This window comes from Streptomyces sp. NBC_00249 (assembly GCF_026342355.1).
Lineage (GTDB): Bacteria > Actinomycetota > Actinomycetes > Streptomycetales > Streptomycetaceae > Streptomyces.
In genome coordinates this window covers 261,305-286,350 of the sequence record NZ_JAPEMV010000009.1, presented here as the reverse complement: position 1 = coordinate 286,350, position 25,046 = coordinate 261,305, and the positions used below count along the sequence as shown (strand labels likewise).

Here is a 25,046-nt window from a genome sequence, read left to right as displayed (position 1 = left end):
CGAGGGTGGGTCGAGGCCCGTACTCTGGATATTGGACTAGACCTATTTTTCGGACGAAGGACGGCAACCGATGAGCAACCGTGCGCTCCTGGAGGTGATCGCCCTCGACGTGGAGGACGCGGTCGCGGCCCAGGCCGGTGGGGCGGACCGCCTCGAGCTGGTCACCGACATGGCCGCCGACGGGCTCACGCCGTCGCGCGAGGCCTTCGCGGCGATCAGGGCGGCGGTCGACATCCCGCTGCGCGTGATGCTCCGCAGGACGGACGGGTTCGCGGCCGGGCCCGCCGGTGCGGTGGCCCGGTTGGTGGAGTCGGCGCGGGAGCTGCGGGCGGAGGGTGCGGAGGAGTTCGTGCTCGGGTTCCTGAACCCGGACGGCAGTCCGGACCTGGCGGCCGTCGAGGCGGTGGTGGCGGAGCTGGACGGCTGCCGGTGGACGTTCCACCGGGCGATCGACCGCGCGGCGGACCGGGACGGGCTGCGGAAGGCGCTCGCGGATCTGCCGGGCCTGGACACGTACCTGACGGCGGGGTCGGCGGGCGGGGTCGACGAGGGCCTGTCGGTGCTCGTCGCGGAGGCGGCGCGGGGCGGTGAGCCGGGGTACGGGGCGCGGATCCTGGTCGGCGGCGGCCTGACCCTCGCGCACCTTCCGCTGCTGCGGTCGGCGGGCATCGACGCCTTCCACATCGGCGGCGCGGCCCGTCCCTCCGGGTGGTCCCGCCCGGTCTCGACCCCGGCGGTGGCGGAGTGGCGCGAGGCGCTGGGGTAGCCGCGGTGCCCCTGGCCGGGGTCGGGGACGGGGTGGGGTGCCGTCCGGGATAGGCATGATTTATGGCGCCCGATCCGAAGCTCCGTTGGTGCGGCGGCACCGCGCGCCAACAAATCACGTTTTACATCCCGGACGACACCCCACCCCGTCCCCGACCCCTCACGTCTCCCGCCCTCTTTCCCGGCTACGCCGGCAAAATCCAGCCCCGCCGGCGTTTGAGGCGTGGGGTCTGGGGCGGAGCCCCAGGGGTTTGAGCCGCGTCGGCGTTTGAGGCGGGAACGGTGGAAGGGTGGGTAGGGGACCAGCCCCGCGCAGCGGGACACGTCCGGTACCGGCCGGGCAGGGCCGTGGGTCCGTGCAGCGGGAGGTCCGGTGCCGGGTGGGGGCGGGCCGGGGCCCGATCGGTCAGGTGAGGGACGGCGGTAGCGGGGCCGTGTGGAGGGCCGTCAGGCCTGAGACGGCTCGGGTGAGGCAGACGTACAGGCGGCGGAGGCCGGTGCGTTCGTCCGGTTCGCCCGAGACGATGGCGGCGGGCTCGGAGAGGACGACGTAGTCGTACTCCAGGCCCTTCGCCAGCGACGCCGGCACCAGCGTGAGGCGGGACTCCGCCGTGGTTTCCTCGCCGGGCGCCAGGTACGGCAGCCCGGCCGCGAGTAGCGCCTCCGCCAGTTCGGGGACGCGGGCGTCGGCCGCGATCAGGCCGACCGAGCCCTCGTGGGTGAGGGCGGCCTCGCAGGCCGAGATCACGGCGGGGGTCAGGTCCTGCGTGTGGGTGATCGTGAGGGAGCCCGGGGTTTCGCGGACCGAGGAGACCGCGGCCAGCCCGGGGGAGATCTCCGGCAGCAGCCGCGACGCGTACGCGATGACCTCGCGCGGCACGCGGAAGCCCGCCGTGAGTTCCTCCACGGCCGCGTCCGGCTTGCCGAGGTGGGTGAGGGCCTCGTTCCAGCTGCGGGTGGCCCACGGGGTGGTGCCCTGCGCGAGGTCGCCGAGGACGGTCGCGGAGCCGGTGGTGCAGCGGCGGCCGACGGCCCGGTACTGCATGGGGGACAGGTCCTGGGCCTCGTCGAGGACGACGTGGCCCAGCGAGTGGGTGCGCTCGACCAGGTCGGTGGCCTCGTCGATGAGGACCAGGTCGGCCGGGGACCACTTCGCCGCCTTGACCGTGCGGAAGGGCTTTTCCCAGAGGAGGAGCTTCTGTTCGTCCGCGGACAGGATCCCGTCCGCGTGCTCCGCCAGGAAGGCGGCGTCGGAGAGCAGGCGCAGCACCAGCTTGGCGGGTTCGACCTGCGGCCAGATCTGCTTCACGGCCGCCTTCACGGCCGCGTTGCGGGCGACGGCGTCCTGGACGCGGTCGTCGGGGGCCTCGCCCGCGTGTTCCATGCGGACGAGCACGGTGTGCGCGATGCGCCGGGGGAGGGCCTCGCGGGCCGCGCCGTAGCGGATGTCCCGGGTCCGGAGCTCGGTGACGATCTCGGAGAGTTCGTGCGTCGGTACGCGCCAGCGGCGGGAGCCGCGGACCACCATGAGGGGTTCGGCCGGTTCGCTGACGTGGGAGACGAGCGCGCGCCGCAGGACCTCGGCCATGCGGGCGTCGCCCTTGACGACGGCGGTCGCGGCGGGGTCGGCGCCGCGTACCTCGAGGCCGTCGCGGGCGACGAGGTCGTCGACGGTGGCCTGCTTGACCTCGAGCTCGCCCAGGGCGGGCAGGACCTGCTCGATGTAGTGCAGGAAGGAACGGTTCGGCCCGATGACCAGGGTGCCGGTGCGGGCGAGGCGCTCCCGGTGGGCGTAGAGGAGGTACGCGACGCGGTGCAGGCCGACGGCGGTCTTCCCGGTGCCGGGGCCGCCCTGGACGCAGACCGAGCCGGACAGGCCGGAGCGGACGATCTCGTCCTGTTCGGGCTGGATCGTCGCGACGATGTCCCGCATGGGGCCGACGCGGGGGCGTTCGATCTCCTGCTGGAGCAGCTTGCTGACGGCCGTCGTCTCTGCGGGGTCGGAGAGGTGTTCGTCCTCGTACGCGGTCAGCTCGCCGGCCGTGTAGCCGAAGCGGCGGCGCAGTGCGACGTCCTGCGGGTCCTTCTTGGAGGCGCGGTAGAACGGCTGGGAGACCGGGGCGCGCCAGTCGATGACCATGGGGTCGCCGTCGGCGTCGTGGACGTGGCGGCGGCCGATGTAGAACTGCTCGCCCTCCGCGCCCTCGGCCAGCTCGGCGCCGGGGGCGTGCAGGTAGTCGAGGCGGCCGAAGAAGAGCGGGGTGTGGGAGAGGTCGGCGAGGGCCTTGATGCGGTCGTCGATCTGCGCCTGGAGGACGATGGCGTTGACCCAGTTCGCGGTGACGTCGCGGATGTCGAGGGCTTCGACGTCCTCGCGCATGGCGCGCAGGGCGGAGCGGGAGGCGCTCAGGTGGGCCCGTTCGCGGCCGAGCGGGTCGGTGGCCGTGTCGGTCGCGGTGTCGGGGGCGTGCGCGGGCATGGGACTGCCTCCAGGCTGCTGCTCGGTGCGGGTCGGATGCCCGCCGGTTTCCGGCCGGTGGGCGGCTCTCCCCGGTACGGCGGCGGGAGGCGGCAAGAGCGGAGATTGTAGTCAGCGGGAGGCGGCCGCGCGAACGGATTAGTCGGTTTCCGAGTCCGTGGGGGTGGGACCTCCGTACGGGTGTCGTACCCGGGAGTGTCAGACCTGCGGCAGGCCCTTAGGGGGTGGCATGGGACGTGAGGAGGACGCGGGGGCCCTTGGGGTTCCGTCCGCAGGCCGATGTGGGGGAGGGGGGTGTGGGCGCACCATGGATGCATGAGCACCGCAACCTTCACCCCGATCCAGGGCGGCCGCCCTCGCGGCGCCACCGCCACCTCCGACACCCGTTCCCGCCACCGTTTCGGCGACGTCGTGCGCGCCGCGAAGGTGTTCGCGGCGACCGCCGTGAGCGTCGTCGTCCTGGGTGAGTACGCCGAGGACGCGGGCGTCATACGCCGCTGAGGCGGCCGGCCGGCGGGTCCGGCCGCGGCCGCCTCCCCGAGGGCGGTCCCCGGGGAGGACGTCCGCGTCAGTCGCTCGTCAGGAGTTCGTCGGCGTCCATGATCCGGTACGCGTAGCCCTGCTCGGCCAGGAAGCGCTGGCGGTGGGCGGCGAAGTCCTGGTCGATGGTGTCGCGCGCCACCACCGAGTAGAAGCGGGCCTCGTGGCCGTCCGCCTTCGGGCGCAGGACACGGCCCAGGCGCTGGGCCTCCTCCTGGCGGGAGCCGAAGGTGCCGGACACCTGGATGGCGACCGTCGCCTCCGGGAGGTCGATGGAGAAGTTCGCGACCTTCGAGACGACCAGCACGCTGATCTCGCCCTCGCGGAAGGCGTTGAAGAGCTTCTCGCGCTGCGCGTTGGAGGTCTCGCCCTTGATGACGGGCGCGTCCAGGTGTTCGCCGAGCTCGTCGAGCTGGTCGATGTACTGGCCGATGACGAGGGTCTGCTCGCCCTGGTGCTTGCGCACCAGCGCCTCCGTGACCTTCCGCTTCGTCGCGGTCGTTGCGCAGAAGCGGTACTTCTCCTCGGTCTCGGCGGTCGCGTAGGCGAGCCGCTCCGACTCGGTGAGGTTGACGCGGACCTCGACGCAGTCGGCGGGCGCGATGTAGCCCTGCGCCTCGATCTCCTTCCACGGTGCGTCGAACCGCTTCGGCCCGATGAGGGAGAAGACGTCGGACTCGCGGCCGTCCTCGCGGACCAGGGTCGCGGTCAGGCCGAGGCGCCGGCGGGCCTGGAGGTCGGCGGTGAACTTGAAGACCGGCGCGGGCAGCAGGTGCACCTCGTCGTAGAGGATCAGACCCCAGTCCCGGGAGTCGAACAGCTCCAGGTGCGGGTAGATGCCCTTCCGCTTGGTCGTCAGGACCTGGTAGGTGGCGATCGTGACGGGCCGGATCTCCTTGCGGGTGCCGGAGTACTCGCCGATCTCCTCCTCCGTCAGCGAGGTCCGCTTGATCAGCTCGTGCTTCCACTGGCGGGCCGAGACGGTGTTGGTGACCAGGATCAGCGTCGTCGCCCGGGCCTTCGCCATGGCTCCCGCGCCGACCAGGGTCTTGCCCGCGCCGCAGGGCAGGACGACGACGCCGGAGCCGCCGTGCCAGAAGCCCTCGACGGCCTGCTGCTGGTAGGGGCGCAGCGCCCAGCCGTCCTCGACCAGGTCGATCGGGTGGGCCTCGCCGTCGACGTACCCGGCGAGGTCCTCGGCCGGCCAGCCCAGCTTCAGCAGGGTCTGCTTGATCTGCCCGCGCTCGGAGGGGTGCACGGCGACGGTGTCGGCGTCGAGCCGGGCGCCGACGAGGGGCGCGACCTTCTTGGAGCGCAGGATCTCCTCCAGCACCGGCCGGTCGGTGCTGGTCAGCACCAGTCCGTGGACGGGGTGCTTGGAGAGGGTGAGGCGGCCGTAGCGGGCCATGGTCTCGGCGACGTCGACGAGCAGGGCGTGCGGGACGGGGTACCGGGAGAACTCGACGAGGGCGTCGACGACCTGCTCGGCGTCGTGCCCGGCGGCCCGGGCGTTCCACAGGCCGAGCGGGGTGATCCGGTAGGTGTGGATGTGCTCGGGAGCCCGCTCCAGCTCCGCGAAGGGGGCGATGGCGCGGCGGGCGGCCCCGGCGAGCTCGTGGTCGACTTCGAGGAGGAGGGTTTTGTCGCTCTGGACGATGAGAGGCCCGTTCACGCAGGTCCCTTTCCGGCGGTGAGACGGCCGCCCGGGCACGGACGGCCAAACCTCCAGTCTGCCCTATGGGCGGGCCGGTGGGGTGGGCTCGGCGTCCCGGGGCGTCCGGAGCGTGTGCCGGGGGGTCGGTGGAAAAGCTGCTGAGGTCCGGGCGCGCGGCCGCTACCGTCCAGGCATGACTGAAGATCAGCGGGATTTCGTACCGGACGACTTCGAGGTGCCCACGGCCCTGGCGGGGGACGGTTTCAGGCTGGAGCCCCTGGAGGGCCGGCACAACGAAGCCGACCTGGCGGCCTGGAGCGGGAGCATCGCGCACGTCCGGGCCACGCCCGGCTTCGTGGGGCGGTCGTGGCCGCCGCTGGAGGGGATGTCCGCCGAGGCGAACCTCGCCGACCTGGAAGGGCACGCACGGGACTTCGCCGAGCGGCGCGGGTTCACGTACAGCGTGGTGGAGGGGGAGGGCGAGGTCATCGGCTGCCTCTACGTCTACCCGTCCAAGGAGGACGCCGGGCGGGTCCACGTCAGCTCCTGGGTCCGGCAGGACCGGGCGCACCTCGACACCGAGGTGCACGCGGCCGTCACGCGCTGGTTCGCCGAGGTGTGGCCCTTCGACGCCGGACGGATCGACTACGCGCCCAGGTGAGCCGGGGGGTGTGAGCGCGGGCGTGCGCCCGGCGGGTGCGGCTTCGCGCTCCGCCGGACGGAGCAATCGCCCCTGGGCCGCCGCCACCATGATCAATGACGTGGCGCCCGGCGCGTGACCTCGCGTCTGTCGGACAGAAGGCGAGCGCCCCGTGAAACTCCCCCAGTACCGGCTCACGGCAGGGGCGTGCTGCCCAGAACGGGCGGCTCGCCGCGCTGTGGGCGGACCGGGGCGCCGGCCCGGACCGCCCCGCCACGCTCTACGCGGCCCCCCGTGATCTTCGCCGCGTGGGGCCAGCCCCTCTTCGGCGCCGTGACGCGCCGGGCCTACCGGACGCCGTACCCCACCGACGCCCTCCTGGGCACCGACGACGAGAACCGCGGCGGCCACCTGCGGACCGTGTCCTCGTTCTGCGGCGCCTGAACCGGTACCTGAACCGGCGCCTGACCCCGGGCGGCTACGCCCCCAGGTGCGGCAGCGGGCCCGTCGGGTACGGGGTCTCGGCCGGGAGGAGGGCGCGGGCGGCGTCGCCCTCCCCGGCCCGGACCAGGGCGTGGATCTCCCGGGCCAGCGGGGTCACGTCGCGGATGGAGACCGTCCACTCGTCGGCGTAGGCCCGCGACAGGGGGCCCGACAGGCCCAGCTGGAGCGAGCGGTACGGCAGCGGGTTCAGGTGCAGGTCCCGCTCGGGGTCCCACTGGACCCGGGCCGAGGTCGTGCGCACCGACTCCTGCCAGGCCGCCCGGTCGGCGTGCACGCCGGGCACGTAGTGCGACAGGCAGGCCCCGGCCAGGGCCCGGTCGAAGCCCGCGCGGGTGACCTCGACGGCCAGGACGGTCTCCTGGTCGGCCTTCGTGGCCCAGCCGCAGCGGTACATCATCCACAGGAACGACGGCTTGATCCAGGTCATCCGCTCCCGCTTCCAGTCGGGCGGGAAGCGGCCGTCGCGCGCCGCCGGCTCCCCGAGGCGGGGGGCGTAGGCCTGGTAGACGGTGAGGGTGGTGTCCGTGTGCGCGGCGCGGATCCGGCGGTTGGCTACGTCTTGCATGTGCCAAGGGTGCGGGGCGGCGGGGCCGGTCCGCGAGCCGTTTTCCGGGGCCGGTGCGGCGCCGTTGCCGGGGCTCTGCCCCGGCCCCGCGCCCCAACGCCGGCGAGGCCGGGTCGGTCCGCCCGCCCCCTCAGACCTGGTCCTCCGCCAGCTCCGCGACCCCCGTGATCCGGTGCAGGGCGTACGTGCGCACCTCGTCCGCCGTGTGGTCGTACCCGGTGACGAAGCCGCCCTCCACCCGCACCGGGGCGATGACCCGCTGGCTCGCCGCCCCGTCGGCGTTCACGTACCCGATCCACACCGCCGAGCCCGTCAGCGCGGCCGCCTGCACCGTGGCCAGGGTGTCCGCCGCGCTGGTGCGCGGCAGTTCGCCCGGCGCCGGGACACCGGAGCCCCCCGACGCGGGCTCCTTGCGGACCGCCGTCGCCGCCAGGTCGCCCGCACGGATCGCCCGTACCGCCGCACCCAGCAGCGTCGCGTCCGGCACCGGCGGCCCGTCCGGGACCGGCACCGGCGCCGAACGCGCCGGGGTGCGGTGCGCGTCGGCCCGCGCCACCAGCACGTCGCCGGTACGGGACTCCGCGGCCGGGGCGTAGCCCATCGCCCGCAACCCGTCCAGCAGCGCCCCCGGTTCGGCCTGCGCCGCGAGGACCGTCGGTGCGAGGCGGCGCAGCCCCAGCCCGGCGGAGCGCTTGTCGGCGAGGATCTCGCCCAGCATCGCGTCGTCGTCGCAGCGCACGTACGAGGAGGCCGCCCCGACCCGCAGGTGCCCGTGCCGCCGGGCCACGTCGTCGATCAGGTACGCGAGCGGCTGCGGAACCGGCGTACGGCTGTGCTCGGCGAGGAAGGCGTGCAGGTCGGAGGCGGTGTGCCCGGAGTCCAGGGCGCGCCGTACGGAGCCCGGGGTGAAGCGGTACACCGTTGCCCCGCCCTTGGACTCCACGTCCGCGAGCACCGCCAGGACGTCGCCGAGCGGCCGGCGCAGCGGGCCGGGCGCCACCGCCGTCAGGTCGGCCTGGAGCAGGACGTGGTCCACCGGCTCCGGCAGCAGCGGGGCCAGCAGCGGCGCCGGGTCGCGGTGCTCCAGCAGGGCCCGGCCGAAGGCACTGAGCGCGCCCCGGCCGGTGACGCCGAGGACCTCCGCCTCGGCCAGCGTCCAGTGCGCGAGGCGGGCCCGCAGATCGCCCGCGGCGCGCGCCGGGCGCTCCCACGCGAGCCGCTCCAGGACGGCTTCCGCCTCCGCGGAGGCGCCCTCGGGCAGTTCGGCCAGCAGGTCCAGGACCCGGCGGCGCACCTCGGGCGCGGCCGAGCGGTCCAGATCGGTGCCGAGCGCCGACAGGGTGCGGCCCTTGGCGTCCTGCTCGCCGACGAGCCCGGCCGTACGGGTCGCGGGCAGCCAGGCCGCCGCCAGCACCGACCACCGCTCGGGGGGCGGGAGTTCGCACCAGTCGTCGAAGGCGGGCGTGGGGGCGTAGCGTTCGTCGGCCTCGCCGTCGCTGGCCAGCAGGCCGGCCGCGTAGGCCAGCTCGATCCAGAACGCCGCCTGCTGCTCGGTGGCGTCGAGGCCGGCCGCCACCCGCTTCAGGTCGCGCACCGCGAGACCGCCCGCCCGCAGTACGGCCGGACCGGTGTGCTCCCAGGACTTGACCAGTTCCTCGACGGTGGCCAGCGCGGCCAGCGCCTGCCCGGCGGCGTTCGCGTCCACAAGCTGTGGACGGTGCTCGCGGTGCGCGCCGACCGGCGGCGCCAGCGGGGCCGTGTGCCGGTGCGCGAGCCCGCCACGCAGGTGCAGGGCCACCTCGCGGGGCAGGACGACCGTCCGCGTCGAAGCCGGCAGCAGCAGCCCGCGGTCGCGCAGCCAGCGCACCGGCGGCGCCGGATTCGGGGTCACCTCCCCGTACGGCGGCCCCCACACCAGCCGGCCCAGCACCCCGTGGGCCTCGGCCGGGGCCTCGTCCAGCAGCGCCGACATCCGCACCTCGTCGGTGAACAGCCCCGTCAGGGCCGCCACCGCCGACACCGGGTCGTGCGTCGCGGGCAGCCCCGCCGCCGCCACGATCTCCTGGACCCGGGTCGGCGACATCCCGGCGGTCGCCTCCGCCACGGTAGGCCCGAGCCCCGTCGGGGACGGCCGCTGCGCGGAGGGGGCCAGCAGCTCCCGGGCGGTACGGACCAGGCGCAGCCGTTCGTCGTCGCCCCACACCAGGGCCTGGTCGCGCAGGGTGCCCAGCGCCCGGGGGAAGGCGGCGCGGGCGTCCTCGTCCTCCCCGCCGGCCCCGATGAGCAGCGACTCCAGCACCGCGTACGGGCACGGGTCCGGGGCCACCGCGAGGGCCTCGGCCGTCTGCAGGGCGAAACGGTCCAGCCGGTCCAGGGCGCGCACCACCGAAGCCCGGGTTCCGGCACGGGTCGCGAGCTGCGTGACGTCGCCGGGCACCGGGTTCAGCAGGTCCGGGCGCGCGTGCAGCAGGGCGGCCAGTGCGACGTCGTCGCGGGCGCGCAGCGCCTCGGCGAGGGAACGCGGGGCGTTCGCCGCAGCGGTAGCGCTGCCGGTGCTTGCCTCGGGCACGGTGGTCGCCTCCTGGTCACGTCGGCCGGTCAGTCGGCCGGTCCCCATCCGGTCAACGGTATCCGCTGCGTCGGCGGCCGCTCCACGGGTGCACGCGCTACCTTCGGGGCAGGCGGTACGTGAGGAGCCGGGGCGTGGGGATCGAGAGCGACCAGCTGGTCTACGAATATCTGAGCCGGGTCGGGGACTTGGCGCAGCGACGGCAGCTGCCGTCGGGTGACCGGATGCGGCTGGTATCGGCGTTGCGGGACGAGATCGACCGTCGGCGCGCCAAGTACGAACCGGACACCCCGGCGGCCGTCGCCAAGATCCTGGAACGGATCGGCACCCCGGAGGAGGTCCTCGAGACGCGGGGCCCCGCCACGCCGGTGGCTGCGCCCGTCGCGGCCGTGCCGATGCAGCGGCGCACCCCTGAGAACGTGCCGCCGCACCTGGCCGGGCTCGACGAACTCGGCCCCTCCGGCGGGGCCGAGCCCGACTGGTGGCGGGTCGGGCCCGGCGGATCGGGGAAGGGGCCGCAGGTCGAGGGCTTCGCCGGCGGCATCGAGATCCCGGACCTCTTCAAGGAACCGGCGGAACCGGAACCGGAGGCGGATCCGGCGCCGTCGGCCCCTGCCGGGAGCCGGATCCTGCGGTTCCTGCGGGCGCGCCGGGAGAAGAAGGCGGGGGCGGCCGCGGCCGCCCCCGATGCGGCGCCGCGGCCGCGCCCGAACCTCCTGCTCCTGCTTGCCGCGGCCGTCCTCGTGGCGGGGGCCGTCGCCGGATCCTGGATGGTGCTGGGTGCCGGCTGGCTGCTGGGGTACGCCTCCCGGGTGCTCGGGCCGCGGGAACGCAAGTGGGTGCTCTTCGGGGTGCCGGGCGCGGTGTTCACCGCGGCGATGGTGTGGCTGTGGACGCGGCGCGAGTCCGTGCCGGACGCTGCGCTGGGCGAAACCTTCCACACCCTGTGGCCCACCCTGGCCCGCACCTCCGCGGTAGCCCTCGCGGCCTACCTCACCCTCCGGGCCCGCCGCCGCTAGCCCCCGGCGGCCCGGCCCCCGACCCGGCGCCTCAATCGCCGGCGGGGCTGAAAGCCCCTGGGGCTCCGCCCCAGACCCCGCGCCTCAAACGCCGGCGAGGCTGGATGTGGCCGACGTAGGTGGGCAGATGGGGGCTGGATTGCCCGGAGGGCAGTTTCAGCCTCGCCGGCGTTTGAGGCGCGGGCGCGGAGCGTCGTGTTTTGAGGCGCGCTCGGCGTGCATGGAGGGCCCTCCTGGGGTGCGGGCACAGCCCAGCGGTCGCCAGCCGCGCCGGCGCTTGAGGCGGGAACGGAGGAAGGGCGGGGCGGGGAGCGGCGCCGCGCAGCGGGAGCCCGGGCGGCGGGAGGGCTGCGCAGGGGCCCGGCAGGGGTCGGCAGAATGGGGGTATGAGTTCCGATACCGCCGCCGCCCCGCTGTTGACCGTCGGGTTCGACCTCGACATGACGCTCATCGACTCCCGCCCCGGAATCAAGGCCGCCTACCAGGCCCTTTCCGCAGAGACGGGTACGTTCATCGACGCCGACGAGGCCGTCACCCGGCTCGGCCCCCCGCTGGACGAGGAGCTCGCGCACTGGTTCCCCGCCGAGGAGATCCCGGCGATGGCGGACCGCTACCGGGAGATCTATCCCACGTACGCCATCGAGCCGACCCCGGCGATGCCCGGCGCCCGTGAGGCCGTCGCGGCCGTCCAGGCGCTCGGCGGGCGGGCCATCGTCGTCACCGCCAAGCACGAGCCGAACGCCCGCCTGCACCTCGCGCACCTCGGCATCGAGCCCGACGCCGTCATCGGCTGGCTGTGGGCGGAGGCCAAGGCCGGCGCCCTGCGCGAGTACGAGGCCCAGGTGTACGTCGGCGACCACGTCGGAGACGTCCGCGGGGCGCGGACGGCCGGCGCGCTGTCGGTGGTCGTGCCGACCGGCCCGTGCCCGGAGCCCGAGCTGCGCGCGGCGGGCGCGGACGTGGTCCTGCAGGACCTCACCGCGCTGCCGGCCTGGCTCGAGGAGTACGTGGCCGCGCGCCCGGTGTAGCAGGCTCAGGTGGCCTGCGAGGCCCGGGCCGCCTTCCGCTGCGCGGAGGCCGACCGCAGCACGCCCGCGGCCGAGATGGCGAATCCGACGCCCATCAGCATGCACACGGCCCACGCGTACGACGGGAACGGGTCGGTGCCCAGGAACAGCGGGGCCATCGTCGCGAGGGTCGCCACGGCGCCGGCGATGAACACGATGCCGCCGGCCTTGACGAGTCCGTCGCCGGGCCGCGCTTCGTCGGGGTGAGGAGTAACAGTCACCCCACCAGGGTAGTTCCATGGCCGATGCGGTGAAGCGGGAGTGACCGACGGAGGTACCCCGGGAAGGACCGGGGAACGTCTTGTCACCCGTTTCTGGACCATTAGCCTGGAGGAAGCGGGTCGGAGGACCCGCTGCACTGCTATCCGGAGCCGTTCATCCCGGCCCACCGGACCCGACGAGTACAAGGACAGAGGACGGACGTGCCTACCGGCAAGGTCAAGTGGTTCAACAGCGAGAAGGGCTTCGGCTTTCTCTCCCGCGACGACGGCGGAGACGTCTTCGTCCACTCGTCGGTACTCCCGGACGGGGTCGACGCTCTCAAGCCCGGCCAGCGCGTCGAGTTCGGTGTCGTCGCGGGACAGCGCGGTGACCAGGCACTTTCGGTGACGGTGCTGGATCCGGCGCCCTCGGTCGCGGCCGCCCAGCGCCGCAAGCCCGACGAGCTCGCCTCGATCGTGCAGGACCTGACGACCCTGCTGGAGAACATCACCCCGATGCTGGAGCGCGGCCGCTACCCCGACAAGGTGCACGGCACGAAGATCGCCGGCCTGCTGCGCGCGGTCGCCGACCAGCTCGACGTCTGACGCACGGTCCGCCCCGGTGCCCCGCCGCTCGAACGAGCCGCGGGGCACCGGCGCGTGGGGCCGACGGGGCCGGGGGAAGGTCAGGGGAAGCGCAGCGCGTCCGGTCCGATGGCCGGAACCAGTCCCTCGGCCGCGGCCCTGGTCAGCAGCCCGCGGACGGCCGCGTAGCCGTCGTCGCCGAGGTCCGCGGTGAACTCGTTGACGTACAGCCCGATGTGCTGGTCGGCGACCGCCGGGTCCAGCTCCTGCGCGTGGGCGCGTACGTACGGCCGGGACGCCTCCGGGTCCTCCCAGGCCATCCGGACCGACGTACGGGCCGACTCGGCCAGCGCGCGCAGCGTGTCCTCGCCCAGCGAGCGCTTCGCGATGATCGCGCCGAGCGGGATCGGCAGGCCGGTCGTGGACTCCCAGTGCTCGCCCATGTCGGCCAGGCAGTGCAGCCCGTAGTCCTGATAGGTGAACCGGGCTTCGTGGATGACCAGTCCGGCGTCCACCCGCCCGTCCCGTACCGCCGGCATGATCTCGTGGAACGGCAGCACCACCACCTTGCCGACGCCCTGCGGCAGCACGTCCGCCGCCCACAGCCGGAACAGCAGGTAGGCGGTGGAGCGTTCGCTCGGCACCGCCACCGTCCGGCCGGTCAGGTCCAGGCCCGGCTCCCGCGTCAGGCCGCGATCTTTTACAAGCACAAGCGGGCCGCAGCCGCGCCCCAGGGCCCCGCCGCAGGGCAGCAGCGCGTACTCCTCCAGGACCCAGGGGAGGACGGCGTAGGACACCTTCAGCACGTCCAGCTCGCCGCGCTCGGCCATGCCGTTGGTGATGTCGATGTCGGCGAAGGTCACGTCGAGGGCGGGCGCGCCGGGGACGCGGCCGTGCGCCCAGGCGTCGAACACGAACGTGTCGTTCGGGCAGGGCGAGTAGGCGATGCGGAGCCGTTCACCGGTGCTCATGTCGTTCTCCCCAGTTGACGAGTACGGGTCCCAGGGCGCGGAATCCGGCGGTCAGGGCGCCGAGCGCGTCCCCGATCCGCCAGGCGGCCCGGTCACGGGGACCGACGGCGTTGGACACGGCGCGGATCTCCAGTACGGGCAGCCCGTACGCGGCGGCCGCCTCCGCCACCCCGAAGCCCTCCATCGCCTCGGCCCCGGCGAGCGGATGCCGGGCGGCGAGCTCGGCGGCGCGGGCGGCGCTGCCGGTGACGGTGGAGACGGTGAGGACGGGAGCGAGCAGTGCGCCGGTCGCCTCGGCGGCGCGGGCGGCCAGCTCGGCGGGCGGCAGGTGCACGCCGCGGCCGAAGCCGAGCTCCTGGACCGGGAGGAAACCCTCCGGGGTCTGTGCGCCCAGGTCGGCGGCGACGAGCGCGTCGGCCACCACGAGCGAGCCGAGCGGGGCGGCGGGCGCGAACCCGCCGCCGATGCCGGCGGAGATGACGAGGGAGTAGTCGGCCAGCGCGAGCGCGGTGGCCGTCGCGGCCGCGGCGGCGGCCGGGCCGACACCGCCGACGAGCACGTCGGCGGCGAGGCCGGGCAGGTCGCGGCGGGTGATGAGGTACCCGCCGCGGAGTGTGCGCGGCTCGGACGCGACCGGGTCCGGATGAGGGGTGAGACCGGCGGCCACGGAGTCGGCCTCCACGGCCACCGCGGTCACGACGAGCGCGCGCACGGTGCGCTGCTTACTTGAGCTTGAGCTTGAAGGACCAGACGGCGAGCGGCTTGCCGTCCTCGCCGACCTGCACGAAACCGAGCATCTTCGAGGCGGGGGCCTCGCCCTGGCCGCCGGTCGCGAAGACGTCGGCGCCCTGGAAGCTGCGGTACGTGTTGGCGGAGGGCTCGGTGATCGGCTGGCCGTCGAGCACGGCCTGCCACTTCTTGCCGTCCTCGACGATCTCCGGCTCGACACCGAGGCGCAGGGTGTCGCCGCGGGCGTAGTCGATGGTCTTGGCGTCCTTGAGGCCCGTCAGGCACTCCTGGAGGCGGTCCATGGCGAGGTCCTTGCCGCCCTCGGGGCGGCAGTCGGCCTCCGAGGACACCGAGGAGCTGCCGACGGTCACCGTCGCGAGGGGCGTCGGCTTGTCGCAGGCGGACAGGAGGAGGAGCCCGGCGGACACGGCTCCGAGGGCCGCGACGCTGCGGCGGGCCCTACCCGGGAAAAGCGGTGCGGTCATGAGCCGAAGGCTATCGGGCCACCCGCCGGGTGCGCCGCACGGGGGTCCTCGGGTGCGCCGCCGTTGCCCTTGCCGGGCGGTTCGGTCCCGGATGCGGCCGGCGCGGCCGTTCGTCCGCAGGTCCGCTGCCGGGGGCCAGCCCCCGGACCCCCGCGCCTCAAACGCCGGCGGGGCTGGATTCTGGCCGCCGTAGCCGTTCGGGTGCTGGCTGGGGTGCCCGGAGGGCATCTCCGGCCCCGCCGGCGTTTGAGGCGCGAGGTCCGGGGCGGAGCCCCAGGGAACGGTGGAAGGGCGGGTCGGGGACTCCGCCCCGCGCAGCGGAAACGCCGGCTCAGGCCACGCGGGGGCGGGACGACGGGTGGCGGCGCGGGGGCGCAAGGACGCCGCGGAGGGCCATGAGGGTGCCGAGGGCGACGATGGCCGCGGCGACGGCCATCCCCAGTACCCCGTTCAGCGGCAGCGCGATGCCGATCGCCCCGCCCAGCACCCACGCCACCTGCAGCAGGGTCTCCGATCGGGCGAACGCCGACGTGCGGACGGCCTCCGGCACGTCCCGCTGGATCATCGCGTCGAGGGACAGTTTCGCCAGGGCCTGGCAGAAGCCCGCCGTCGCGCCGAGGACGGCCATCATCGCCCCGCTGAAGAACACCGCCGCGACCACCGCCACCGCGAGCGTCGTGCACAGGACGGCCGCGACGATGGCCTCCGGGGCCCGCGCCCGCAGCCACGCGCCGACCGCCGTCCCGCACGCGTTGCCGACGCCCGCCGAGACCCCGACGATGCCCAGGGACACGGCCGCGCTCTGCCCGGGGAGCGGGTGCTCGCGCAGCAGGAACGCCAGGAAGAAGATCAGGAACCCGGACAGTCCGCGCATCGCCGCGTTGGCGAGGAGCCCGCACAGCACCGAGCGGCTCACCGTCCGCAGTCCGGGCCGTTTCGAGTGCGCCTCGTGGGTGGACAGCCGGGCCCGCCGTTCGCCCTTGGCCTCGTCGACCTTGTGCGGCAGCTGGAACGCCGCGAACGTCCCCCACACGAAGATCGCGCAGGCCCCGTACAGCGGCCACGGCGGCCCGATCGTGTGCAGCCCGGCCGCGACGGGCGCGGCGGCGCCCGTGGCGAGGAGTCCGGCGAGCGTCACCCGGGAGTTCGCCTTGACGAGTGAGAACTTCGGCGGGAGCAGCCGCGGCACGACCGCGCTGCGCACGACGCCGTACGCCTTCGACGCGACCAGCACGCCCAGCGCCGCCGGGTACAGCTCCAGCCCGCCCGTGGCCACCGCGCCCGACATCATCAGCGCCAGCAGCGCCCGCGCGAGCATCGCGCAGGCCATCGCGGCCCGCCGCCCGTGCGGCAGCCGGTCCAGGAGCGGACCGATCACGGGGGCCAGCAGGGTGAAGGGGGCCATGGTGATGGCCAGGTACAGGGCCACCCGTCCGCGTGCCTCGTCCGTGGGGACGGAGAAGAACACCGTCGAGGCCAGCGCCACCGTGATCATCACATCGCCGGCGCCGTTGATGGCGTGCAGTTCGATCAGCCGGCCGAGGCCCGACTCGCCCGCCCCGTGGGCGTGCGTGGCCCGGCGGATCCCGCGTGCCGTACCGGTGAACGGCAGGTGCAGGGCGCGCCCGACAGCCCGGCCGGCCCGCCTGGCCGGTCCCGAGCCGTCGGCGGACGACCGTACGGGTGCCACGTGGCCATAGTGCCCCACCCGGCCCTCCCGGACCCCTCCCGGCACGTCCGGGGCCGCGCCGGGGTCGTCCGTTGTCCGCGAATCGGACCTCGCATGTGGGCCGAAGCCGTAAGAGGAGGTAGCGTGCGTAGCGCGCCACCGGCGGTTGCTCTTGGCCGCGCGCCTCTTCGCGATCCCGCAGAATGGATCGCAGGTAGGTGCGCCCGGAGTCCGATCGGGCGCGGACGTCGACGCGGCCCTCTGGTCCGCTCCGCCCGCGCTACGTACGGACGGGACCGACGGGTCGTTGTGGACGACAGTACGGACGGCGCACTCGTGAGACGGCGTAGGAGAGAACGAGACCTGTGAGTGCTGCGACGACGCGAAGCCGTACCCCGCGTACCCCCGCCCCCGACCGGCTGTGCGCCGAGGCGGTGGAGCTCGCCCGTACGGCGGCCGAGGAGGCCGCGTACCCCGGTGTGGTCGGCGAGCACGTCTCCGCCGTGTCGGAGGGTGACCGGGTCGTCACCCACTTCTTCGAGTGCAAGGAACCGGGCTACCGGGGCTGGCGCTGGGCGGTGACCGTCACCCGCGCCTCCCGCGCGAAGAACGTCACCCTCGACGAAACGGTGCTGCTCCCCGGCGACGACGCCCTGCTGGCACCCGAGTGGGTGCCGTGGAGCGAACGGCTGCGCCCCGGCGACATGGGACCGGGCGACCTGCTGCCCACCGACGCCGACGACCTGCGCCTGGAGCAGGGCTGGTCCGACGAGGACGCCCCGCCGCCGAACTCGGTCGTCTCCACCGAGATGGCCGAACTGGTCGAGGCGGAGGACGCCGACGTCACCGACCGGGTGGTCGTCCCCGCGCGCGGATCCATCACCTCCGTCGCCGAGGAGCTGGGCATGCGGCGCGCCCGGGTCCTGTCCCGGTACGGCCTGCACGGCGCGGCCGACCGCTGGGACGACTCCTTCGGCGCGAAGACCCCGATGGCGCAGGCCGCCCCGGCTTCCTGCGTGTCCTGCGGGTTCCTCGTCGCCATCGGCGGCTCCCTGGGCCAGGCCTTCGGTGTCTGCGCGAACGAGTTCGGACCGGCCGACGGCCGGCTCGTCTCCCTCTCGTACGGCTGCGGCGGCCATTCGGAGGCCGCCGTCATGCCGAAGACCCCGCGGCCCGCGCCGCCGGTCCTCGACTCGACGGCCATGGACGAGTTCCCGCTGCGCCCGGCCCCCGACACCGGCTCGGTCCCGGTGACGGACCTCCCGGCCGCCGATCTGGGCCACTCCTGACCCAGGCCGGAGCCCCCGGGCTACGCTCGCCCCATGGGGGACACGGGCATGGACATGGTGGGGTTGACCGGCCGGGTCACGGGAACCGTCGGGCCGGGGCTGGTCGGTGAGGTCATCGTCCGCATCCGGGGCGGCGCCGAACACTTCCTGGCCCATCCGGCGCCCGGCGAGGGCCGCCTCGCCGTCGGCACGGTGGTGACGGTCGTCGAGTACCTGCCGCCGCGCACCGTGTACGTCATGGCCGCCTACGACGCATAGGAGCCCGGGGCATGCCGCGCAAGGCGAAGAAGGCCCGCCGGCTGGTCGTCGGCGACCGGACCTTCCTGTGGAAGGTCCGCCACGTCCACCGCCGGCTCCCCGACGGCCGGGCCGCGGACTGCCGCCAGACCGTCGGGCTGCGCCTGGTCCCGGGCGGCGGCAGGCTGACGGTGGTCTTCGCGGAAGGCCCGGGCCGCGTCCTGCCGGGGCCGTACGTGGCCTCGTCCGCCGGGGTGGGCACCGTCGGCGGCGGAGACCTGAACCTGCACGAGCCGGGCACCGTCCGGGCCCTGCTCGACGAGGCGCTGGCCCGGGGCTGGCGGCCGGAGGACCGCCGGGGTGTGGAACTGGACGGCTGGACCGTCCTGGAGGCCGTGGCGGCGCTGCGCGCCTGACCGCGCCCACCGGCGGCCGATGCCGCCGCGACCTGTGCGTATCAAGATGGCGACAAGAACGTTCCCGCCACTTCTCCCGGTGGCGGCGCGGGCGCAGACTCACCCTCGGTCGGTGTCGAACGGCACCGCGATAAGGGGGCGTTGCCGATGTCTGTCGGCGTCGTGGCGGGAGTCGTTCTCGCCGCAGTCATTGCCTTGATCGGCCTGTTCAAGCTCATGTGGCGGGTGGCCGAACCGAACGAGGCGCTCGTCATCTCCGGTTCCACGCACAAGACCGAGGGCCTCGGCGAGGGCATGGGGTTCCGGATCGTCACCGGGCGCGGGACGCTGGTCCTGCCGGGGGTGCAGGCGGTACGGAAGCTGTCGCTGGACCTCAACGAGACGCAGCTGTCGGTGGACTGCGTCACCCATCAGGGCATTCCGCTGCGGGTCAAGGGCGTGGTGATCTTCAAGGTCGGTGACGACCTCGTCTCCATCGCCAATGCGGCCCGCCGTTTCCTGGACCAGCAGAAGATGATGCCGGAGCGGGTGCACATCGTCTTCGCCGGCCATCTGAGGTCCATCGTGGGCGGTCTGACGGTCGAGGACATGATCCGCGACCGGGAGAAGCTGACGGGGCAGACCCGGATGGCCTGCGGTACCGAGATGGAGAAGCTCGGGCTGATCGTGGACTCCCTCCAGATCCACGAGATCGAGGACCCGACGGGGTACATCAAGAACCTGGCGATGCCGCACGCGGCCGCCGTGCAGCGGGACGCGCGCATCGCGCAGGCCGAGGCGAACCGGCTGGCCACCGAGGCCGAACAGGCCGCGTTCGCCCGCATGTCGGAGGCCACCCGCGACAGCGAGATCCTCCAGGCCGGCTACCAGGCCGAACGGGACAAGGCCGCCGCGACCGCCCGGCAGGCGGGCCCGCTGTCGGAGGCCGCCGCCCGCCAGGAGGTCGTCGTGCAGGAGACCCGCGTCGCGGAACTGGAGGCGCAGCGGCGGGAGCAGCAGCTCCAGGTCGACGTGCGCAAGCCCGCGGACGCGGCGGCGTACCAGACGAGGACCCTCGCCGAGGCCGAACGCGACGCCCGTATCTCGGCGGCGCAGGCCAAGGCGAAGGAGACGGAACTCGCGGCGGCCGCCGAGGCCACCCGGGTGAAGACGGCCGCGGCGGCCGAGGCCCAGGCCACCGAGGCGCGCGGGCTCGCCGCCGCGACGGCGACCCGGGCGAGCGGTGAGGCGGAGGCGGCCGCCACCCAGGCCAAGGGGCTCGCGCAGGCCGAGTCGGCGCGGGCGAACGGCCTGGCGGCGGCGGAAGCGGCGAAGGCCAAGGGTCTCGCCGAGGCCGAGGCGATCAAGGCGCGGGCCGCCGCGCTGGCGGAGAACCAGGAGGCGGTGGTCGCCCAGCAGCTCGCCGAGAACTGGCCGGCGATCGTCGAGGCGGGCGCGGGAGCCTTCGGGAACGTCGAGCACATGGTGCTGCTGAACGGGGCCGAGGGGATGTCGGAGATGTTCGCGAAGGCCCTCACGATGGGCGGCGCGGGCCTGGGGATGGCCCGCCAGATGCTGGCGTCGATGGCTCAGCAGGCCCCGCAGGCCCCTGCCGTCACCCCCGTGAACGGCAGGGACCCGCGGCAGACGCAGATCCCGATCGACGACCAGGCCTGATCGGCGTCGTCGCACGGGCCGGCCGGGGCGCACCCCGGCCGGGCCGTGGGACGTCCTGGCCGAGCCACCCCGCTGCGGGGGTGGCCGGAAACCGATCATAGAACGGTGTGGAGCCCCGGTATGTGCGGTGCGCGCAGCCTTCGTTGACCTTGCGCGCAACGAGGTTTGCGCGGCCGCCGCCCGGGGCGCCGGGGAGGCCGCCCGGGGCTTCGCGGGAGTCGCTCGGCGGGGTTGCTACGGCAGTCGGCGGTCCGGGCCGGAGGTCCGCCGGTCGCGTGCTCCGATGCGCCGGTCCGGGCCGTCCCAGCCGCCCGTACCCGCCCGCCGGGTCGCGTGCAGACCGACCACACCGTCGCGCCCGGCGGCGGCGGACGGCGCGGCCGTGTGCCGGAGTTCCGAGGGGCTCAGGCCGTACGCCTGCCGGAAGGCGCGGCTGAAGACGGCCGCGCTGGTGAACCCCCAGCGGGCGGCGATCACGTGCACGGGCCGGCCCAGCAGCTCCGGCCGCAGCAGGTCGGCCCGGCAGTGCTCCAGCCGGCGCCGCCGGATCGCGGCGGCGACCCCCTCCCGGCGCCCCTGGAACAGCTGCTGGAGCCGGCGCAGCGAGATGTGGTGCCGGGCCGCCACCGCCTTCGGGGTGAGCTCCGGGTCGCCGAGGTTGTGCTCGATGAAGGCGTCGATCTGCCGCAGCAGGACCTCCTCACGGGCCTCGGCGGGCAGGTCGTCGTACGCGTCGAGCCGCTCCGCGAGGCAGGCCGTCGCCAGCCCCAGCGCGACCGAGCCCAGCCGGGCCAGCTCCCGCTCCCCGCAGCCGTCGGCGTGGGCGCCGACCGAGCCGAGGAACTGGGCCAGTACCGCGCCCATGCCCCGCCCGGCGGGGATCCGCTGCGCGAGCAGCCGGTCCACCCGGTCGGCCCGGAACGGCAGCGCGGACCGGGGAAGTTGCATGACCACCGCCCGGACCACGTCGCCGTCCTCGCCCGGGGCGCCGGCCTCGTACGGGTGCGAGGTGTCCCAGAGCACCAGGTCGCCGCTGACCGGCCCCGAGTCACCGCGCCGCTGCGAGATCCACATGGGGCTGCCGGTCACCAGGGCCAGCTGGTACTGCTCCGGGTCGCCCCGCCGGATCAGGGCCGGGGTGCGGCGCGAGCTCAGCGGGCCGTACGTGAAGGTGGACACCTGGACGGCGCCCAGGTCCAGCAGGGTGGCTTCGGCACGGAAGGCGGCGGGGTCCTCGCAGCGGATCGCGGTCGGCGCGAGCGAGCGGGCGATGACGTCCGTGAACCATTCGAACCTGTCCCGCGGAGCCACGGCGGCCGAGGAGATCCGCACGCTCATCTTCTGCAACTCCCCACACGACCACGACCAGTTCCGAGGCCAGGGACGCGGAATCTCTCCCCCCGGTTCCGGGTTCAGCCCTTCTGCCGGCGCCGCACCAGCCGCTTCGCCCCGAGGGCCAGCACGGTGGCGCCCGCGAGCACCAGGACGCCCTTGCCATAGGCCCCGCCGCCGTCCCCGCCCGCCGGGGCCCCGGCCGACGGCGCCGGGCCGCCGCCGGAGCGCGCGGGGGCCGGGGCGGAGCCCTTCGGGGCGTCCCCGGCCGTCGCCACCGGCACGGCCACGACCCGGCTGGAGGCGCCCTCCGCGCCGAACATCAGCGTCCGCCCGTCGGGCGCGTACGTCACCGACTCCGCCTGCCCCTGCCACGGCGCGTCCACCCGCTCGCCCTCACCCTCCGGGCGGCCGTCCTTCCACGGCCAGGTGCGCGCCGTCAGGTAGCCGCGCAACGTCAGCCGGGTGCCGTCGGGGGAGAAGGCGCCGTCCGTCACCCACGGCACGTCCTCGATCCGCCGGAAGACGTTCTTCCCGTCCGCCGAGAGCCGCTCCGGGCCCTCGTACAGGCCGCCGCCCTGCTGGTTCTTGCTGGCGATGTACACCCGGCCCGTCACCGGATGCACCATCAGCGACTCGGCGTCGCGCGGCCCGCCGTCGTAGGTCACGGTGAACTGCTCGGCCTTGACGGTGGCGTCGGCCAGCTCCTTCGGCTCCGGGAAGCGGTAGATCCACACGTGGTCCCAGGTGCCGCCCCGGTTGTCCCCGATGTCGCCGACGTACAGCTGCCCGTCCGGGCCCAGCGAGATCGCCTCCACGTCGCGCGGGGTCCCGATCCCGGTCAGCGTGATCCGGGCGACCGTCCTGCCCGTCGCGGAGTCCACCGCGTACACGTACGGGCCGTCGTCGCTGTCGTTGTGCGTCCAGTACACGCCCGGATGGGTCCGGCTGGCGGCGAGCCCGCTCGACTCCTTGATCCGCGGGTCGCCGATCGTGAAGCCGGCGGCGCCGGGGGTCTCGGCCGCCGCGGCGGCGCCCGGCAGCAGGGCGGCGAGTACGAGGGCGGCGGGAACGGTCCACACGGGCAGCAGGCGCATCCCCCCAGCCTGCCAGCACGTACGGCGTGTCCGGCATCACAGGGGTTCCCGTCGGGTGATCCGCGATGATGACCGGATGCGTTTCATGTTCGTCGGCGACTCCATGACCATCGGACGCGCCGGAGACTTCACCTGGCGCTACCGGATGTGGCAGCACCTCACCACCACCCCGGAACCGGCTGCGGAACCGGCCGGCGCCCACCGGATCGTCGGGCCGCGCACCGCGCTCTACGACACCCTCACGGACGCCCCCACCAGCCACGACTACGCCGACCCGGCCTTCCCCGGGCACGCCCGCCGGCACCTCGCCGGCTGGGGCGAGGGCTGGCAGCACATGGCCCCCCTCATCGGCCCCGCCGCCGCGGCCGCCGAGGCCGACGTCCTGCTCGTCTCCCTCGGCCTGATCGACCTCGGCTTCTACACGAAGGCCGACGAGACCGCCGCCAACGCCCGCCGCTTCGTCGCCGCCGCGCGCGCGGCCCGCCCCGGCGTCCGGATGGTCTTCCTGCCCGTCATCCCGAACGTCCGCGCCGAGGAGGACGCCCCCTTCGCCGCCGAGGTCGACCGCTTCAACGAACTCCTCGCGAAGGCCGTCGCCGACCTGACGACGGACACCTCGCCCATCCTGCTGGCCGCCCGCCCGCAGGACTACGACATCCACCGCGACACCTACGACGGCACCCACCCCAACGCCTCCGGGGAGCACCGCCTGGCCGGCGAGTTCGCGGCCGTCCTGCACCAGGCGTGGGGCATCGGCGGCCCGTACCGGCCCGCGTCCGGCACGTAACACGCCCTTCACGGGAGGGGCTTGCCTCGAGCGCACTCCAAGCAGTTGGCTAGTGCCCCATGAAGTACACACAGCTCGGACGCACCGGCCTGAAGGTCAGCCGACTTGTACTCGGCACCATGAACTTCGGCCCCCAGACCGGCGAGGCCGAGAGCCACGCCCTCATGGACGCGGCCCTCGACGCCGGCGTCAATTTCTTCGACACCGCCAACGTCTATGGCTGGGGCGAGAACAAGGGCCGCACCGAGGAGATCATCGGCACCTGGTTCGCCCAGGGCGGCGGCCGCCGCGAGAAGACGGTCCTCGCGACGAAGGTCTACGGCTCCATGTCCCGCGAGGGCGACACCTGGCCCAACTTCGACCGGCTCTCGGCGCTGAACATCCGCCGGGCCGTCGACGCCAGCCTGCGGCGCCTGCGCACCGACCACATCGACGTGTACCAGTTCCACCACGTCGACCGGCTGACCCCCTTCGAGGAGATCTGGCAGGCCGTCGAGGTCCTGATCCAGCAGGGCAAGATCCTCTACGCGGGTTCCTCCAACTTCCCCGGCTGGAAGATCGCCCAGGCCAACGAGACGGCGGCGCGCATCGGGCGGCTCGGCCTGGTCAGCGAGCAGTGCCTCTACAACCTCGCGGAGCGGCGCGCCGAGATGGAGGTCATCCCGGCCGCCGAGGCGTACGGGCTCGGCGTCATCCCGTGGTCCCCGCTGCACGGCGGCCTGCTCGGCGGCGCGATCCGCAAGGCGGGCACCCCGGGGCGCAGCGCCTCGGGCCGCTCGGCGGACGCGCTGGCCAACAGCGACGTACGGGCGCAGGTGCAGCGGTACGAGGACCTCCTCGACAAGCACGGCCTGGAGCCCGGCGACGTGGCCCTGGCCTGGCTGCTGACCCGGCCCGGCGTCACCGGCCCGATCGTCGGCCCGCGTACGCCGGAGCAGCTCGCGTCCGCGCTGCGGGCGGTGGAGCTGGAGCTGTCGGCGGAACTCCTGACGTCCCTGGACGAGATCTTCCCGGGGCCGGGGGCGTCGCCGGAGGCGTTCGCCTGGTAGGCGGGCGGGGGCGCTACTGCCCGACGGCGGCCGCCACGGCGACGACGACGAACATCAGCACGAGCACACCGGCCATGACACGGTTTCTGGTCTTCGGGTCCACCCGTCGAGACTAACGCGGTCGCCCCCGGGCCCCGTGCCAGGGGCCGGGAGACGTGCGTCATGGTGGGGCCGGGCGGGCCGGGCGGGCGGAGGCCGTCCTCCGCCCGCCCTCCGGTCAGCCCCCTACGGCCAGCAGCGCGCCCACCTCACTGATCCGGGCCGCCCGCGGCCGGACCAGCGCCACGTAGCTGGCCGTGCTCAGCGCCACCGACTCGTCGAGCCGGCCGGCGTTGAACCAGATCTCGTCGTGCTCCAGCAGGTCCGGGTCGACCACCACCTCCACCGAGGGGTCGAAGCTGACCGGCATGATCGAACCGCTGGCGCAGCCCGTCAGTTCCTCGGCGACCTCCCGCACCGCGAAGGAGGCCTTCGTGCCGCCGTACTCGTCCCGGACGGCGTCCAGGTCGACGCGGCGGTGGCCGGGCACCACCGCGATCACGTAGCGGCGCTTCTTGCGCCCCAGCGCGACTCTGATGACCATGCACTTGGCCGCCTGTTCGAGACGGTGGCCGCGGATGAGGGTGGCGAGTTCGGTCCGCCCCTCCGGGGCGTGGCGCAGCAGCCGGTAGTCGGCTCCTCCGCCCGCCAGGAGGTCGATCAGACGGGCGTAGCTGTCCGCGATCGCGGTCGCAGAGGTCAC

At 74.3% G+C, this 25,046-nt stretch carries 25 protein-coding genes; 13 read left to right on the top strand and 12 right to left on the bottom strand.

Translation table 11 applies throughout. From position 1 onward, the window contains the following. Positions 1-70: 70 nt before the first annotated feature. A complete protein-coding gene (locus tag OOK31_RS33185) occupies positions 71-766 on the top strand; it encodes a copper homeostasis protein CutC (protein ID WP_267091107.1) in 696 nt (231 codons plus the stop codon). A gap of 405 nt (positions 767-1,171) precedes the next feature. Here OOK31_RS33185 and OOK31_RS33180 read toward each other — a convergent pair whose 3' ends face one another. Continuing rightward, entirely contained in the window at positions 1,172-3,244 is a 2,073-nt protein-coding gene (locus tag OOK31_RS33180; RefSeq protein ID WP_267091106.1) for an AAA family ATPase, read from the bottom strand. A 315-nt stretch (positions 3,245-3,559) separates the two neighbouring features. Here OOK31_RS33180 and OOK31_RS33175 point away from each other — a divergent pair, with 315 nt between their 5' ends. Next, the gene (locus OOK31_RS33175; RefSeq protein ID WP_267091105.1) at positions 3,560-3,745 is read left to right on the top strand and encodes a hypothetical protein; all 186 of its coding nucleotides are present in this window, start codon (positions 3,560-3,562) and stop codon (positions 3,743-3,745) included. Positions 3,746-3,812: 67 nt separating this feature from the next. Here OOK31_RS33175 and OOK31_RS33170 read toward each other — a convergent pair whose 3' ends face one another. Next, on the bottom strand, positions 3,813-5,456 hold the full coding sequence (locus tag OOK31_RS33170; protein WP_267091104.1) for a DNA repair helicase XPB: 1,644 nt from the start codon (positions 5,454-5,456) through the stop codon (positions 3,813-3,815). 175 nt (positions 5,457-5,631) lie between these two features. On the opposite strand from OOK31_RS33170, the gene OOK31_RS33165 reads away from it, so the two are divergent. Together OOK31_RS33165 and OOK31_RS33160 are read left to right on the top strand one after the other, a co-directional pair. Next, positions 5,632-6,099, top strand: a complete 468-nt coding sequence (locus tag OOK31_RS33165; protein WP_267091103.1) for an N-acetyltransferase — start codon at positions 5,632-5,634, stop codon at positions 6,097-6,099. Between the two features lie 273 nt (positions 6,100-6,372). Then, entirely contained in the window at positions 6,373-6,522 is a 150-nt protein-coding gene (locus OOK31_RS33160) for a hypothetical protein (RefSeq protein WP_267091102.1), read from the top strand. Between the two features lie 34 nt (positions 6,523-6,556). Here OOK31_RS33160 and OOK31_RS33155 read toward each other — a convergent pair whose 3' ends face one another. Together OOK31_RS33155 and OOK31_RS33150 are read right to left on the bottom strand one after the other, a co-directional pair. After that, positions 6,557-7,147, bottom strand: a complete 591-nt coding sequence (locus tag OOK31_RS33155) for a DUF4291 domain-containing protein (RefSeq protein ID WP_267091101.1) — start codon at positions 7,145-7,147, stop codon at positions 6,557-6,559. Between the two features lie 130 nt (positions 7,148-7,277). Beyond that, positions 7,278-9,764, bottom strand: a complete 2,487-nt coding sequence (locus OOK31_RS33150; RefSeq protein ID WP_267091100.1) for a helicase C-terminal domain-containing protein — start codon at positions 9,762-9,764, stop codon at positions 7,278-7,280. 86 nt (positions 9,765-9,850) lie between these two features. Here OOK31_RS33150 and OOK31_RS33145 point away from each other — a divergent pair, with 86 nt between their 5' ends. Together OOK31_RS33145 and OOK31_RS33140 are read left to right on the top strand one after the other, a co-directional pair. Further along, positions 9,851-10,735, top strand: coding sequence for a hypothetical protein (locus OOK31_RS33145; protein ID WP_267091099.1), 885 nt, complete (start codon positions 9,851-9,853; stop codon positions 10,733-10,735). A 386-nt stretch (positions 10,736-11,121) separates the two neighbouring features. Further along, positions 11,122-11,763, top strand: a complete 642-nt coding sequence (locus OOK31_RS33140) for an HAD family hydrolase (RefSeq protein WP_267091098.1) — start codon at positions 11,122-11,124, stop codon at positions 11,761-11,763. Between the two features lie 5 nt (positions 11,764-11,768). Here OOK31_RS33140 and OOK31_RS33135 read toward each other — a convergent pair whose 3' ends face one another. Further along, complete coding sequence (locus tag OOK31_RS33135; RefSeq protein WP_267091097.1) at positions 11,769-12,023, bottom strand: hypothetical protein; 255 nt, start codon at positions 12,021-12,023, stop codon at positions 11,769-11,771. A gap of 201 nt (positions 12,024-12,224) precedes the next feature. Between OOK31_RS33135 and OOK31_RS39480 the strand changes: the two genes are divergently transcribed. Further along, a complete protein-coding gene (locus OOK31_RS39480) occupies positions 12,225-12,608 on the top strand; it encodes a cold-shock protein (RefSeq protein ID WP_030239227.1) in 384 nt (127 codons plus the stop codon). 80 nt (positions 12,609-12,688) lie between these two features. Here the strand turns inward: OOK31_RS39480 and OOK31_RS33125 are convergent, their stop codons facing one another. The 4 genes from OOK31_RS33125 to OOK31_RS33110 form a co-directional block, all read right to left on the bottom strand. Then, a complete protein-coding gene (locus OOK31_RS33125; protein ID WP_267091096.1) occupies positions 12,689-13,558 on the bottom strand; it encodes a 1,4-dihydroxy-6-naphthoate synthase in 870 nt (289 codons plus the stop codon). Continuing rightward, positions 13,545-14,270, bottom strand: coding sequence for a futalosine hydrolase (locus OOK31_RS33120; protein WP_267091095.1), 726 nt, complete (start codon positions 14,268-14,270; stop codon positions 13,545-13,547). The genes OOK31_RS33125 and OOK31_RS33120 overlap by 14 nt, the downstream gene beginning before the upstream one ends. Before the next feature lie 10 nt (positions 14,271-14,280). Next, complete coding sequence (locus OOK31_RS33115; protein WP_267091094.1) at positions 14,281-14,772, bottom strand: DUF2771 domain-containing protein; 492 nt, start codon at positions 14,770-14,772, stop codon at positions 14,281-14,283. Positions 14,773-15,103: 331 nt separating this feature from the next. Continuing rightward, entirely contained in the window at positions 15,104-16,462 is a 1,359-nt protein-coding gene (locus OOK31_RS33110; RefSeq protein WP_323188280.1) for an MFS transporter, read from the bottom strand. 344 nt (positions 16,463-16,806) lie between these two features. On the opposite strand from OOK31_RS33110, the gene OOK31_RS33105 reads away from it, so the two are divergent. The 4 genes from OOK31_RS33105 (at position 16,807) to OOK31_RS33090 (ending at position 20,039) form a co-directional block, all read left to right on the top strand. Beyond that, on the top strand, positions 16,807-17,730 hold the full coding sequence (locus tag OOK31_RS33105; RefSeq protein WP_267091092.1) for a DUF3027 domain-containing protein: 924 nt from the start codon (positions 16,807-16,809) through the stop codon (positions 17,728-17,730). A gap of 33 nt (positions 17,731-17,763) precedes the next feature. After that, on the top strand, positions 17,764-17,988 hold the full coding sequence (locus tag OOK31_RS33100; RefSeq protein WP_267091091.1) for a hypothetical protein: 225 nt from the start codon (positions 17,764-17,766) through the stop codon (positions 17,986-17,988). 11 nt (positions 17,989-17,999) lie between these two features. Continuing rightward, complete coding sequence (locus OOK31_RS33095) at positions 18,000-18,383, top strand: hypothetical protein (protein WP_267091090.1); 384 nt, start codon at positions 18,000-18,002, stop codon at positions 18,381-18,383. Positions 18,384-18,530: 147 nt separating this feature from the next. Then, on the top strand, positions 18,531-20,039 hold the full coding sequence (locus OOK31_RS33090) for a flotillin family protein (RefSeq protein ID WP_267091089.1): 1,509 nt from the start codon (positions 18,531-18,533) through the stop codon (positions 20,037-20,039). Between the two features lie 234 nt (positions 20,040-20,273). Here OOK31_RS33090 and OOK31_RS33085 read toward each other — a convergent pair whose 3' ends face one another. Together OOK31_RS33085 and OOK31_RS33080 are read right to left on the bottom strand one after the other, a co-directional pair. Then, positions 20,274-21,377 carry a helix-turn-helix domain-containing protein gene (locus OOK31_RS33085; protein WP_267091088.1) on the bottom strand — a complete coding sequence of 368 codons (1,104 nt, stop codon included), beginning with the start codon at positions 21,375-21,377 and terminating at the stop codon, positions 20,274-20,276. A gap of 74 nt (positions 21,378-21,451) precedes the next feature. Continuing rightward, positions 21,452-22,468: a WD40 repeat domain-containing protein gene (locus OOK31_RS33080; protein ID WP_267091087.1), complete on the bottom strand. Its 1,017-nt coding sequence runs from the start codon at positions 22,466-22,468 to the stop codon at positions 21,452-21,454. 76 nt (positions 22,469-22,544) lie between these two features. On the opposite strand from OOK31_RS33080, the gene OOK31_RS33075 reads away from it, so the two are divergent. Both OOK31_RS33075 and OOK31_RS33070 read left to right on the top strand, forming a co-directional pair. After that, positions 22,545-23,255, top strand: a complete 711-nt coding sequence (locus OOK31_RS33075; protein ID WP_267091086.1) for a GDSL-type esterase/lipase family protein — start codon at positions 22,545-22,547, stop codon at positions 23,253-23,255. Between the two features lie 59 nt (positions 23,256-23,314). Beyond that, positions 23,315-24,304 (top strand): aldo/keto reductase, encoded by a 990-nt coding sequence (locus OOK31_RS33070; protein WP_267091085.1) that lies wholly within the window; start codon positions 23,315-23,317, stop codon positions 24,302-24,304. A gap of 217 nt (positions 24,305-24,521) precedes the next feature. On the opposite strand, the gene OOK31_RS33065 is transcribed toward OOK31_RS33070, so the two are convergent. Then, a complete protein-coding gene (locus OOK31_RS33065; RefSeq protein ID WP_267091084.1) occupies positions 24,522-25,046 on the bottom strand; it encodes a YbaK/EbsC family protein in 525 nt (174 codons plus the stop codon).

Excerpts from the sequence above, each read along its gene's own strand:
- OOK31_RS33090 (WP_267091089.1), top strand. The coding sequence starts at position 18,531 with ATGTCTGTCGGCGTCGTGGCGGGAGTCGTTCTCGCCGCAGTCATTGCC.
- OOK31_RS33100 (WP_267091091.1), top strand. The coding sequence starts at position 17,764 with ATGGGGGACACGGGCATGGACATGGTGGGGTTGACCGGCCGGGTCACG.
- OOK31_RS33140 (WP_267091098.1), top strand. The coding sequence starts at position 11,122 with ATGAGTTCCGATACCGCCGCCGCCCCGCTGTTGACCGTCGGGTTCGAC.
- OOK31_RS33070 (WP_267091085.1), top strand. The coding sequence starts at position 23,315 with ATGAAGTACACACAGCTCGGACGCACCGGCCTGAAGGTCAGCCGACTT.
- OOK31_RS33155 (WP_267091101.1), bottom strand. The coding sequence starts at position 7,147 with ATGCAAGACGTAGCCAACCGCCGGATCCGCGCCGCGCACACGGACACC.
- OOK31_RS33185 (WP_267091107.1), top strand. The coding sequence starts at position 71 with ATGAGCAACCGTGCGCTCCTGGAGGTGATCGCCCTCGACGTGGAGGAC.
- OOK31_RS33075 (WP_267091086.1), top strand. The coding sequence starts at position 22,545 with ATGCGTTTCATGTTCGTCGGCGACTCCATGACCATCGGACGCGCCGGA.
- OOK31_RS33095 (WP_267091090.1), top strand. The coding sequence starts at position 18,000 with ATGCCGCGCAAGGCGAAGAAGGCCCGCCGGCTGGTCGTCGGCGACCGG.
- OOK31_RS33080 (WP_267091087.1), bottom strand. The coding sequence starts at position 22,468 with ATGCGCCTGCTGCCCGTGTGGACCGTTCCCGCCGCCCTCGTACTCGCC.
- OOK31_RS33115 (WP_267091094.1), bottom strand. The coding sequence starts at position 14,772 with ATGACCGCACCGCTTTTCCCGGGTAGGGCCCGCCGCAGCGTCGCGGCC.
- OOK31_RS33125 (WP_267091096.1), bottom strand. The coding sequence starts at position 13,558 with ATGAGCACCGGTGAACGGCTCCGCATCGCCTACTCGCCCTGCCCGAAC.
- OOK31_RS33180 (WP_267091106.1), bottom strand. The coding sequence starts at position 3,244 with ATGCCCGCGCACGCCCCCGACACCGCGACCGACACGGCCACCGACCCG.
- OOK31_RS33165 (WP_267091103.1), top strand. The coding sequence starts at position 5,632 with ATGACTGAAGATCAGCGGGATTTCGTACCGGACGACTTCGAGGTGCCC.
- OOK31_RS33150 (WP_267091100.1), bottom strand. The coding sequence starts at position 9,764 with ATGGGGACCGGCCGACTGACCGGCCGACGTGACCAGGAGGCGACCACC.
- OOK31_RS33085 (WP_267091088.1), bottom strand. The coding sequence starts at position 21,377 with ATGAGCGTGCGGATCTCCTCGGCCGCCGTGGCTCCGCGGGACAGGTTC.
- OOK31_RS33175 (WP_267091105.1), top strand. The coding sequence starts at position 3,560 with ATGAGCACCGCAACCTTCACCCCGATCCAGGGCGGCCGCCCTCGCGGC.